The following is an 11,656-nucleotide window of genomic DNA, read 5'->3' as shown; positions in this document are numbered from 1 at the left end:
GGCGGCGCCGGCAACGACAGGAATTGATCCCCCACGATGAGCTGGACAGACGAACGCATCGCGACGCTGAAGAAGATGTGGGAAGGCGGTTCGACCGCCAGCCAGATCGCCGACGAACTGGGCGGAGTCAGCCGCAATGCAGTGATCGGCAAGGCGCACCGGCTTGGCCTCAAGGCACGCCCTTCCCCGGTCAAGCCGAACGAGGACAAGCCCGAGGCGAAGAAGGCCGCTGCTCCCATCGCCAAGGCGCCCGTCAAGAAGGCCGCAGCGCCTGTGGCGCCGCCGCGCCCTGCCCCGGCACCGACTGCGCCCGCAGCGGAAGCGCGCCCAGCCCCGCGGTCCGACATTCCCAGCCAGCCGCTGCCCAATCCGACGCCCGATCTGCCCAAGATCGTCTCGGTCGGACCCGGCGGCTTCCTGCGCCAGGGCCCTGGCGACCAGCAGGCGCCGATACCGCCCGCGCCGCCGCGCCGCCTCGTGCCCGCCAAGCCGAGCCCGGAAATCGCTGACAAGACGAGCCTGCTCGACCTGTCGGACAAGGTTTGCCGCTGGCCCATGGGCCATCCCGGCGAGCCCGACTTTCATTTCTGCGGACAGGCGGTGAACCCCGGTTTCCCCTATTGCGTCGAGCATTGCGGGCGCGCCTACCAGGCGCAGCTGCCGCGCGGCGCGCGCCGCCCTCCTCCGCCGCTTCCGTTCGGCGGACCGCGGGTCCGTTAGACCAGATTACCATGGGGCCCGGCAGTCGCGAGATTGCCGGGCCTTTTGTTCAAGGGAGAGACCGATGCCGCTTTCGCTTCACGCCGCCTACGTGCCCAGCGCGCTGCAGATGCTGGGCACTGCCCGCCACCTCGTCGATACCGCCGAGAAGTGGTGCGGTGAGAGCGGGTGCCCCGAGGCCGACCTGATCGGCACGCGCATCATCGAAGACATGCTGCCGTTCTCGTATCAGGTAAAGTGCGTCGCGGAGCACACCCAGGGCTCCATCGAAGGCATTCGCAAGGGCGTATATTCGCCCGACCTCAATCCCCCGCCGGACAGCTTCGAGGCCCTGCGCACGAAGCTGGCGAGCGCGGTCGAGGCGATGAAAGCGCTGACCGAGGACGAAATGGAAGGCTTCATGGGCCAGCCGATGCGCTTCGAGTTCCGCGGCAACGGCATGGAATTCAAGGCGGAGGATTTCCTGCTGAGCTTCAGCCAGCCCAACTTCTATTTCCACTGCGCGACCGCTTACGACATCCTCCGGATGAAGGGCGTGCCAGTCGGCAAGCGCGACTTCATGGGCCGGGTGCGCATCGCCAGCTAGGCAACGTCGATCGAGATCGTCCGGCGCTCGGCGGGTTCTCCCGCGCCCCAGGGCCTGCGCCGTTCGGCCACGATGACGTAGTGTCCCGCCGCTGTCGCCCGCAGCGGGACATGGAACACCGCCCCCTCTCCGATCCCGCCGGCAACCGCTGCTTGTTGCGGCTCTCCTGCAAGCTCGAGCCCGGGCGGAAGGTCGGGGATCGACCAGACGTATCCGCCGACCCCCTGCCTTTCCAGATCGAGCGATTCCACGCTTCCAACAGCCATCACCAGGGCAGAGGCGGTTTCGAGCATCGCGAGATCCCTTTGCGCCGTTACCGTATCAGGCGTACCATTTGTGATACATGTGGCTGTCTGTGCCCATGACGAACGTATCGAGGCGCTTGGCCGCCCACGACGACACTCCCACGCCCGAACTGAGCACTCCGCCGAGGTCCTCGTAACCGTTCCACTTCGTTCCGTCCCACCACTTGTGGAACATATGGAAGTTCGTGCCCGGCACGAACACGTCGATGCGGTTCGGACCCCAGCTTTCGGCGGCGGGCGCGTCGGTAAGGATCCCGCCGAGTGCCTCCCAGTTGCTCCAGCGGCTGCCGTCCCACCACTTGTGATGCAGCTGGCAATCGAGCCCGCGTACGAAGCAGTCGAGGCGGTTCGCACCCCACGAGCAGACAGCCGGAGCCGACGAGAGCTGGCCGCCGAGATTCTCCCACCCGTTCCAGCGCGCGCCGTCCCACCACAGGTGCCACATGCAATTGTCTCCGCCGCGCGCGAACACGTCGATGCGGTTGGGTCCCCATGAGACGGCGGCAGGCTCAGAGGTCAGGAAGCCGCCCAGGCTTCCCCAGCCCGACCAGCCACCCTGGAACCACTTGTGATAGAGCTTGTGATCGGTGCCGATGCCGAAGATGTCGAGCCGTCCGCTCGCCCAGCTCGCAGCAGCCGGAGCACCGTGGATGAGTCCGCCCAAGCTTTCCCACCCCCGCCAGCCGGCGCCGTCCCACCAGCGGTGCCAGACCGCCGAGTCGAGTCCCCGGGCGAAGACGTCGATCCGATCCTTCGCCCACGAAACCGCCTGCGGGCGCGACGTGATGATGCCGCCGAGATCCTCCCAGCCAGACCACTTGCCGCCGGGTATCTTGACTCCGGTCGCCCAGTGGAAGGGATAGGTGGTGTCAATCCCGCACTGGCCGTAGGCGATCCGGAAATAGCCGCCATCGCCCCATCCGGCGCCCCAGCTATTCTTGCAAATCCAGCAGCGATCGACCTCCGAATAGCCGATCACGAGCACACAGTGCAGGCCCGCGAGCGCTCCGCTGACGTGGCTGTACACGCCCGAACTGTAGGCGAAGAAATCGTTGTAGACCTCGATCACCGCCGAGCATGGCCCGACATTGGTCAAGTGGTTCTTGCGATCGGTCGCACTCGAAAGCGCGCCGAAATTGGTGATCTTGACCGCCTTGTCGTCTCGGTTGGCGACGTTCTTGCAGACCGGAGCCCCGCCGGAGCCGGTGAAGGCTGAAGAGTAGGGAAAACTCGCCTCGTCGACGATCCCCCGGTTCTTGATCTCGCCGAGCGCGTTGTTCGGCCACCATCCGCTACAGTTGGCTCCGTGGCTCGAACAGAAGTGCAGGTCCGCTTCGGACAGATCGAGCTTCTGCCCCTTTTCGATCGAAGCCATCGATTCCGTGAGGGCAGTCGTGCAAAAGCTCACGCAGGATCCGCAGCCGCCTTGGTCCTTCACCGAGGTCACGTGGTTGCCGTTGCGATTGCGCCAATCCACCGCAGGCGCAAAGCCGGGCGCGCCAGGCGCTTCCGGTGCGTTCGCACGCGCCGCGGGGGGCTTGGCTGCGGCGACTTCCCTGGCCAGTTCGGCCTGGTCGACGACGACGCCCAGCATCCGCTTGCGCGCGGCGTCGCTCAACTGCGTGATCGTGTTCGCGCGGGCCTGCCATCGGGCCTGCTTTTCGACGATCTTGGTCTGGACTGCGGCGATATCGACTTTGGCCATGACTGGTTCCTTCCCTCGAAACCGGGCGAACGCCGGCGCGCCCAGAACAGGTCGCGTCCAGGGGCGGTCCGGATCTCCGGCGAACCATCGCGAGCGCGAAATGCGCACGCGACTTGATCTACACCCGGGCTGTTCCGGATGCAGGGCGATGGCGACCGATGTGTTGTGCAATTGCTCGAATATAAAAGTCTTCGAGTCTGCAAATGATACTATCGAATTCGAAGTATCTCAATAGGAATCTATTTTTCCTCGGCGGTTTTACATGTTATTTAGCAAATACTTTACCATTTTCGACCGTCATCATCGACCTTCGATCTTTGAAAAAGGGGTGCTCGGTTAGCTCGCGTTAGAGGCCGATAGGTTCGATGACCCCGAGCGGGCGAACCAGATAGTGTGGCGCGGTCCCTTGTTGTTCGGTCGCGCGCGCACGGTGCGCTCGTCGACCGCGAACCCGGCATCCTTCAGGCGCCGGGCAAACTTGGGGTCGGGCGCGGCCGACCAGACCGCCAGCACGCCGCCGGGGTTCAGTGCGTCGCGCGCGCGGGCAAGTCCGGTGCGGGTATAGAGCCGCTCGTTTCCTGTCCGCACGATCCCGTCGGGACCGTTGTCGACGTCGAGCAGTATTGCATCCCAGCGCGGCAAGGTTCCGTCGACCGCGTCATCGATCAGGGCGGCTACGTCGCACAGCTCGATCGTCGCCCGCGGATCGTCGAGGCTGTCGCCGGTGAGGTGCGCCAACGGGCCCTTCGCCCATTCGACGATCTCGGGCACGATCTCGGCGACCGTGACGCGGCCCTTCGGACCCAGCTTTCCCAATGCCGCGCGCAGTGTGAAACCCATTCCGTAACCGCCGATCAGCAAGCGCGGCGCGTCGGTGGACAGCTCGGCGATGGTCAACTCGGCGAGTTGCTCTTCGGAGAACCGCATGCGTGTGCCCATCAGCTCGTCCCTGCCGAGCATCACGACGTGGTCGGTGCCGTGGCGCACAAGCGTCAGCGTGTCGCCGCCGGGAATGCGGGCCGTGGCAAGGGTTTCGCGCGGGATCATGCGCGCGCCCTCGCAGCATGGCGCGCAAAAGGAAAGGGCCGCCGGATCGCTCCGACGGCCCCTTGACCTCGACAGACCGGATCAGTCCTTCAGGAAGTCCGGAATGTGGCTCTCGCCGCCGCCTTCGCGGGGACGATCGTCGCGTTCCCGGCGGGGGCCGCGATCGCCACCGTCACGGCGCGGACCGCGATCGCCGCGGCCACCACGGTCGCCGCCGCCGCGCGGTCCGCGACGGTCGCCGCCACGGTCACCACGGTCCGGGCGGGGTTCGCGCGGGGGACGGGTGTCCTCCAGCTCCTCGCCGGTTTCCTGGTCGACCACGCGCATCGACAGGCGAACCTTGCCGCGCGGATCGATCTCGAGGACCTTGACCTTCACTTCCTGGCCTTCCGACACGACGTCGGTCGGCTTCTCGACCCGCTCGTTCCGCATCTCGGAGACGTGGACGAGACCGTCCTTGCCGCCCATGAAGTTCACGAACGCGCCGAAGTCGACGATGTTGACGACCTTGCCGTTGTAGATCTTGCCGACCTCGGCCTCTTCCACGATCCCGGCGATCCACTTGCGTGCCGCCTCGATCTGGCTGAGATCCGACGAGCTGATCTTGATGATCCCTTCGTCGTCGATGTCGACCTTCGCGCCCGTCTCGGCGACGATCTCGCGGATCACCTTGCCCCCGGTGCCGATGACGTCGCGGATCTTCGACTTGTCGATCTGCATGGTCTCGATGCGCGGTGCGTGCGCCGAAAGCTCGGTGCGCGCGGCGCCGAGGGCCTTCTGCATCTCACCCAGGATGTGCGTGCGCCCGGCCTTGGCCTGCTCGAGCGCCTTGCCCATGATCTCCTGCGTGATGCCGGCGACCTTTATGTCCATCTGCATCGTGGTGATGCCAGCCTCGGTGCCTGCAACCTTGAAGTCCATGTCGCCGAGGTGGTCCTCGTCGCCCAGGATGTCGGAAAGGACCGCGAAGTCCTCGCCTTCCAGGATCAGGCCCATCGCGATGCCGCTGACCGGGCGTTCGATCGGAACGCCGGCGTCCATCATGCTAAGGCAGCCGCCGCAGACGGTCGCCATCGAGCTCGAGCCGTTCGACTCGGTGATGTCCGACAGGACGCGGATCGTGTACGGGAACTCGTCGTGGCTCGGCAGCACATTGTGCAGCGCGCGCCAGGCAAGCTTGCCGTGGCCGGTGTCGCGACGCGACGGAGCGCCGAAGCGACCGACTTCACCGACCGAGTACGGCGGGAAGTTGTAGTGCAGCATAAAGCGCTCGTAGGTCAGGCCCTCGAGCCCGTCGATCATCTGCTCGGATTCCTTGGTTCCGAGCGTGGTCGAGCAGAGCGCCTGCGTCTCGCCGCGGGTGAACAGCGACGAACCGTGCGCACGCGGCAGCACGCCGACCATCGCCTCGATCGGGCGAACCTGGTCGAGCTTGCGGCCGTCGATGCGGGTGCCGTCCTTCAGGATCGCGCCGCGCACGATGTCGGCCTCGATCTTCTTGGTCAGCTTGATCGCGGTCATGCGCGCCTGGCCGTCGAACTCGTCCGAGGCGTAGTGCGCCTTGACCTTGTCGCGGGCGGCATTGAGCATGTCGGAGCGATCGGACTTGCTGGTGGTCTTGTAGGCCGCAGCGATGTCGTCGCCGATCATCGCCTTGATGGCCGACTTCATGTCGGCGTTGCCGTCCTGCGAGGCGACTTCCCACGGATCCTTGGCGGCCTGCTCGGCCAGATCGATGATCGCCTTCACGACGGGACGGATGCTGTCGTGCGCGAAAGCAACCGCACCGAGCATTTCCTGCTCGGTCAGTTCCTTGGCTTCCGATTCCACCATCATCACCGCGTCGTGCGTGGCGGCGACGACGAGGTCGAGGCGACCGCCGTCGGTCAGCGCGGTCGTCTGCTTCGGATTGAGGATGTACTCGCCATCCTTGAAGCCGACGCGGCACGCGCCGATCGGGCCCATGAAGGGAACGCCCGAAATGGTCAGCGCGGCCGAAGCGGCGATCATCGCCAGCACGTCGGGCTCGCACTCGCCGTCATAGCTGAAGACCTGCGCGATGACGTTGATCTCGTTGTAGAACCCTTCCGGGAACAGCGGACGGACCGGACGGTCGATCAGGCGGCTGGTCAGCGTTTCCTTTTCGGTCGCCCCGCGCTCGCGCTTGAAGAAGCCGCCCGGGATGCGCCCGGCCGACGAGAACTTTTCCTGGTAGTGGACGGTCAGCGGGAAGAAGTCCTGCCCTTCCTTGACGCTCTTGGCGGCGGTGACCGCGCAAAGCACTACGGTTTCGCCGTACGTGGCGAGGACCGCGCCGTCTGCCTGACGGGCAATGCGGCCGGTTTCCAGAGTGAGGGTCTTGCCGCCCCACTCCAGCGATACAGTCTTGGTGTCGAACATTGATTTTCCTTTTGACCCGCGTGCCACATTGCATCGCGGGGCCTGCAGTGCCGGGTATGCCGTCCCGGTCCGGTGCGGGGCATTTCTCTCGCCCCATTGGTCCGCTCCGGCGCCGGATTGCGCAGGAGCCGGATAAACGAAGCGGCCCGCTTAGGGGCCGCTTCGAGAAACGTTTACTTGCGAAGTCCGAGCTTCGCGATCAGCGCATTGTACCGCTCGACGTCCTTCTTCTTGAGGTACGCGAGCAGGCTGCGGCGCTTGTTGACCATCATCAGCAAGCCGCGGCGCGAATGGTTGTCCTTGTGGTGATCCTTGAAGTGCTCGGTGAGGTTGCGGATGCGCTCGGTGAGGATCGCGACCTGCACTTCGGGGGAACCGGTATCGCTCTTGGCTTGGGCGTTGTCCTTGATGATTTCCTGCTTCTTCTCGGCAGTAACGGTCATGTATCTTCTTTCTTCGCGGTATCGGGGAGGTTGAAGCCCCTGACCACTTTCGCGGTCGACCCGTCGGATTCCATCAGCGCCACCGGCACGCCGGCATGGACACCGAGGAAAAGGCCAACGGGTAGGGCCTGTCCGGACACGACCCGGCCCTGTCGGGCCGCCTGCGCGCTAGTCCAGTCGAGTATGTGGGCCGGGATACCGTCCAGCCCCGCCTCGAGCGGCAGGAGGTGGTCTTCAAGGCGCGCGCCCTTACCGATTTCGTTCAGCAAGTCCAGCGAAATCGCCTGGGATTCGGTGAACGGGCCAGCCTTCGTGCGCCTGAGATAGGTAACGTGCCCCACCGTTCCAAGCGCGCGTGCGATGTCCCGTGCCAGGGAACGGATGTACGTACCCTTGCTCACGTGGGCGACGAGGGTGATGCTGTCCGCCAGTTCAAGCGGCGCGGCAGGGTCGTAAGGGTCCGATCGTCCCGTGGTCGTCGCAAACGCCGAATCGACGGGCATGGCAGTCCTGTCGTTCGCCAGGGCGAGCGAGTGGATCGTCACTGCCCGTGCCGCAAGCTCGACCTCCTCGCCTGCCCGTGCCCGGTCGTAGGCCCGGCGCCCGTCCACCTTGAGCGCCGAAAAGGCGGGCGGCACCTGCTCGATGGCGCCGGTGAAGTGCGGCAGGATCGCAGCCACGGCCGCGATCGGAGGCCGGCGGTCGGACCGGGCGACGACCTCGCCCTCGGTATCGAGCGTGTCGGTCTCCTCGCCGAACGCGATGGTGAATTCGTAGACCTTGCTGGCATCGAGCATCCGTCCGGCCAGCTTTGTCGCCTCTCCAAGCGCGATCGGCAGTACGCCCTCGGCCAGCGGGTCGAGCGTGCCGCCGTGACCGATCTTGACCTTCCCGTACTCCGCCTCGCGCAGCACCCGCTTGACGGCCGCAACGGCCTGGGTCGATCCCATTGCGCGCGGCTTGTCGAGGATCAGCCAGCCATTCGGGCCGTCAGGCACCGGCGATCGCCGCCGCGAGCGCCATGAACTGGCCGCGCACCCATTCCACCGGCGGGCCGACGGTCTTCTCGATCAGGCCCGCTTCCGGAAACGCCCAGGTCGCCGCGATCAGCGCGATGAACAGCAACATGCCGAGGTTGCGCAGCTTCGCATACTGCGCGGCCATCGAACGCGGCAGCATGCCTTCCACGATATGCGAGCCGTCGAACGGCGGGATCGGCAAGAGGTTGAACAGGGCGAGGAAGACGTTGATCAGGATGAACAGCTGCAGCCCGCCGAACACGTATTCGCTCACGCCCGCAGGCGGCGCGACGAGCGTTCCGGCATAGAGCCCGAGCGCGACCGCGCCCAAAGTCGCCAGCAGAAGGTTCATCCCCGGCCCCGCCGCCGCGACGAGCATCATGCCGACCCGCGGATTGTCGAGCCGGCGGAAATTGACCGGCACCGGTTTTGCCCAGCCGAACACCGGCCCGCCAAACAGCGCCAGCGCACCCGGGACGAGCAGCGTCCCGATGGGATCGACATGGCGGATCGGATTGAGGCTCAGGCGGCGCTGCTCCTTCGCGGTCGGATCGCCGAGCGCCAGCGCGGCCCAGCCGTGCGCCACCTCGTGAAACACGATCGCAATGATCAGACAGGGAATGAGGAGCAGCGCGAGCTGGAGCGTTTCGGACATGTTGCCCCTTATCTAGTGTGGCCCAGCGCCTCGCTGAAGTGCTTGCGACAAAGAGCGACGTAACGGTCGTTCCCGCCGACCTCGGTCTGGGCGCCTTCCTTGACGGCGGCACCGCTTGCGTCGACCCGCAGGTTCATCGTGGCCTTGCGACCGCAGTGGCACACGCCCTTCAGTTCGACGAGCTTGTCGGCAATCCCGAGCAGCGCGGCGGAGCCGGGGAACAGTTCGCCCTGGAAATCGGTCCTGAGACCATAGCACACCACCGGCAGCCCCGCCTCGTCAGCCAGCCGCGCGCATTGCCAGACCTGCTGCCTGGTAAGGAACTGCGCTTCGTCGATCAGCACGCAATCGATCGGCTCGGCACGATGCGCAGCCGTGACGGCGGTCCACAGGTCGGTGTCCGGCGCATAGCGATGCGCGTCCGCCTCCAGCCCGATGCGGCTCTTCACCCTGCCTTCGCTGCGGGTGTCGAGCTGGGCGGTCCAGAGCATCGTGCGCATGCCCCGCTCGCGATAGTTGAAGTCGGCCTGCAGCAGGGTCGACGACTTCCCCGCGTTCATGCTCGCATAGTAGAAATAGAGTTTGGCCATCGCCCGCGTGCGCTATCGCTTCCGCATCGTCGGCGCGAGGCGTGCGGACAGGTCATCAACAGGAAGCTGCGCGATCGGGCGGGACAGGGAGCACTCGCCTTGCTAGCCGTGCTCCGGGACCGACGTTGGGAGAAGGCCGGTGAGCGATACGGTGGCGGCGCCTGCGCAGAAGGGTGTACTGGGGTGGATCGAGCGGAGCGGCAACAAGCTGCCCGATCCGGTTTTCCTGTTCTTCTGGCTGATCGGCGGCCTGGTGGCGATCTCGATCGTCGGCAGCCTGCTCGGCTGGTCGGCGCTTCACCCGACCGAAATCGACGAAGCCACCGGCTCCGCGCGGGTGATCGAGGCGACGAGCCTGCTGTCGGCGGACAACATCCGCAAGCTCTGGGTCGAGATGCCCGCCACTTTCACCCACTTCCACCCATTGGGCTACGTACTCGTGGTGATGCTCGGCGCAGGTGTGGCCGAACGCGCAGGCCTGTTCGGCACGGCGATGCGCGCGGGCGTGCGCAACGCGCCGGCTGTCCTGCTGACGCCGATCGTTGCCTTCGTCGGCATGATGGGCAACCTCGCCGCTGACGCCGCCTACGTCGTGCTCATTCCGCTGGCAGGGATCATTTTCCACGCGGCCGGACGCCACCCGGTCGCCGGGATCGCGGCCGCGTTCGCAGGGGTCTCGGGCGGGTTCTCCGCCAACCTCCTGCCAGGCCAGCTCGACGCGCTGCTGTTCGGCATAACCGAGGCTTCGGTGGAGACCGTGTTCGGCGATTTCACCGCCAACATCGCGGGCAACTGGTACTTCATTGCCGCCATGACCGTCGTGTTCCTCCCTGCGATCTGGTACGTCACCGATCGGCTGATCGAGCCCAGGCTGGGCCAGTGGAGCCCTGCCATGGCGGGGCGCGCAGACACGCAGGAACAGACCGATCGGGCGCTGACCGATGACGAGCGCAAGGGGCTGCGCAACGCCGGGCTCGCCTGCCTTGCCGTGGTCGCGCTGTGGGCCTTCTTCGTCTTCGGACCCGACACCCCGCTGATCGACGAGACCGCCACCCCGGAAGCGCGGCTGACGCCGTTTTACCAGAGCCTCGTTGCGGCGTTCTTCATCCTCTTCCTCCTCGCCGGCTGGGCATACGGCAGGGCGGCGGGCACGATCGACGACCATCGCGGCCTGGTAAAGATGATGGCCGGGTCGATGGAAGACCTCGCCTATTACCTCGTACTCGCCTTTGCCGCGGCGCATTTCGTCGCGATGTTCGCCTGGTCGAACCTCGGCACGATCCTCGCCGTACACGGAGCGGAGTTCCTGGGGTCGAGCGGGCTTCCGGCCTGGGCGCTGCTGGGCGGCATCGTCCTCATCACCGCCCTGCTCAACCTGTTCGTCGGATCGGCAAGCGCGAAGTGGGCGCTGCTTGCGCCCGTCATGGTGCCGATGCTGATGCTGCTCGGCATCTCACCGGAAATGGCGACCGCAGCCTATCGCGTGGGCGACGGCGCGACCAACATCATCACCCCGCTGATGGTCTACTTCCCGCTGATCCTGATATTCTGCCAGCGCTGGCAGAAGGACTTCGGCCTCGGCAGCCTGGCGGCGACGATGCTGCCCTATTCGATCGGGTTGCTGCTCGCAGGGCTCGCGATGACGATCGGCTGGGTCGTGCTTGACCTGCCGCTGGGTCCGGGCGCCGGGGTGTTCATCGATGCCCCGGCCACGGTCGCCCCGACCGCGCCCGCTACCGCCGGATAGAGCGCGCTAGTCCTCGTCCTCGAGGTCGCGGACGACCTTGGGGTCGTTGAGCAGCCGTTCGATCCGCTCGGCCTCGTCGAAGCTCTCGTCGGGCTTGAATTGCAGCTTCGGCGCGAACTTGAGTCCCAGGCGCTTGGCGACTTCGCGCTGGAAGAACGCGGTGTTGGTGCGCAGCGCCTTCAGCACGATCGCCTCGTCCTCGCCGAGCAGGGGCTTCACGTAGGCGTTGGCGTTCCTGAGGTCGGGCGTCATCCGAACCTCGGTGACCGAAACCGAATGCGCGGTCAGCACGTCGTCGTGCACCTCCCCGCGGGCGAGAAGCTCGCTGAGGATGTGCCGCACCCGCTCGCCCACCTTGAGTACGCGAACCGACTGCTGTTCGGGGGTGGATGCGTTGCGGGCCATCAGGACAATATCATCACGGGGAGAAGGAAGAGCA

General features: G+C 65.9%; 12 protein-coding genes. 3 read left to right on the top strand and 9 right to left on the bottom strand.

Going from position 1 to position 11,656, the window contains the following annotated elements:
- Positions 1-36: 36 nt before the first annotated feature.
- Positions 37-720, top strand: a complete 684-nt coding sequence (locus A6F68_RS05180; protein ID WP_067677085.1) for a GcrA family cell cycle regulator — start codon at positions 37-39, stop codon at positions 718-720.
- Positions 721-784: 64 nt separating this feature from the next.
- Positions 785-1,306: a DUF1993 domain-containing protein gene (locus tag A6F68_RS05175; protein WP_067677082.1), complete on the top strand. Its 522-nt coding sequence runs from the start codon at positions 785-787 to the stop codon at positions 1,304-1,306.
- Here the strand turns inward: A6F68_RS05175 and A6F68_RS05170 are convergent.
- The 8 genes from A6F68_RS05170 to A6F68_RS05135 all read right to left on the bottom strand — a co-directional run bounded on the left by A6F68_RS05170 (position 1,303) and on the right by A6F68_RS05135 (position 9,470).
- Positions 1,303-1,599: a protease inhibitor I42 family protein gene (locus A6F68_RS05170; RefSeq protein WP_067677080.1), complete on the bottom strand. Its 297-nt coding sequence runs from the start codon at positions 1,597-1,599 to the stop codon at positions 1,303-1,305. The two genes, A6F68_RS05175 and A6F68_RS05170, sit on opposite strands and share 4 nt — an antisense overlap.
- A gap of 28 nt (positions 1,600-1,627) precedes the next feature.
- Positions 1,628-3,316 carry a DUF8189 domain-containing protein gene (locus A6F68_RS05165; RefSeq protein WP_067677078.1) on the bottom strand — a complete coding sequence of 563 codons (1,689 nt, stop codon included), beginning with the start codon at positions 3,314-3,316 and terminating at the stop codon, positions 1,628-1,630.
- Positions 3,317-3,652: 336 nt separating this feature from the next.
- Positions 3,653-4,363 (bottom strand): spermidine synthase, encoded by a 711-nt coding sequence (locus tag A6F68_RS05160; RefSeq protein ID WP_067677076.1) that lies wholly within the window; start codon positions 4,361-4,363, stop codon positions 3,653-3,655.
- Positions 4,364-4,444: 81 nt separating this feature from the next.
- Positions 4,445-6,763: a polyribonucleotide nucleotidyltransferase gene (gene pnp / locus A6F68_RS05155; protein ID WP_067677074.1), complete on the bottom strand. Its 2,319-nt coding sequence runs from the start codon at positions 6,761-6,763 to the stop codon at positions 4,445-4,447.
- Positions 6,764-6,936: 173 nt separating this feature from the next.
- A complete protein-coding gene (gene rpsO / locus A6F68_RS05150; RefSeq protein WP_067677072.1) occupies positions 6,937-7,206 on the bottom strand; it encodes a 30S ribosomal protein S15 in 270 nt (89 codons plus the stop codon).
- Complete coding sequence (gene truB, locus A6F68_RS05145) at positions 7,203-8,156, bottom strand: tRNA pseudouridine(55) synthase TruB (RefSeq protein WP_067682105.1); 954 nt, start codon at positions 8,154-8,156, stop codon at positions 7,203-7,205. The genes rpsO and truB overlap by 4 nt, the downstream gene beginning before the upstream one ends.
- A 40-nt stretch (positions 8,157-8,196) precedes the next feature.
- Positions 8,197-8,880 (bottom strand): site-2 protease family protein, encoded by a 684-nt coding sequence (locus A6F68_RS05140; RefSeq protein ID WP_067677070.1) that lies wholly within the window; start codon positions 8,878-8,880, stop codon positions 8,197-8,199.
- A gap of 8 nt (positions 8,881-8,888) precedes the next feature.
- Entirely contained in the window at positions 8,889-9,470 is a 582-nt protein-coding gene (locus tag A6F68_RS05135; protein ID WP_067677068.1) for a thymidine kinase, read from the bottom strand.
- Between the two features lie 139 nt (positions 9,471-9,609).
- On the opposite strand from A6F68_RS05135, the gene A6F68_RS05130 reads away from it, so the two are divergent.
- On the top strand, positions 9,610-11,217 hold the full coding sequence (locus A6F68_RS05130) for an AbgT family transporter (protein WP_067677066.1): 1,608 nt from the start codon (positions 9,610-9,612) through the stop codon (positions 11,215-11,217).
- Between the two features lie 6 nt (positions 11,218-11,223).
- On the opposite strand, the gene rbfA is transcribed toward A6F68_RS05130, so the two are convergent.
- Entirely contained in the window at positions 11,224-11,622 is a 399-nt protein-coding gene (gene rbfA, locus A6F68_RS05125; RefSeq protein WP_067677064.1) for a 30S ribosome-binding factor RbfA, read from the bottom strand.
- Positions 11,623-11,656: the final 34 nt, after the last annotated feature.

The sequence above is a fragment of the Tsuneonella dongtanensis genome (genome assembly GCF_001698205.1).
Classification (GTDB): Bacteria; Pseudomonadota; Alphaproteobacteria; order Sphingomonadales; family Sphingomonadaceae; genus Tsuneonella; species Tsuneonella dongtanensis.
The sequence above is the reverse complement of the archived record's forward strand: the minus strand, read 5'-3'. Positions and strand labels throughout refer to the sequence as shown.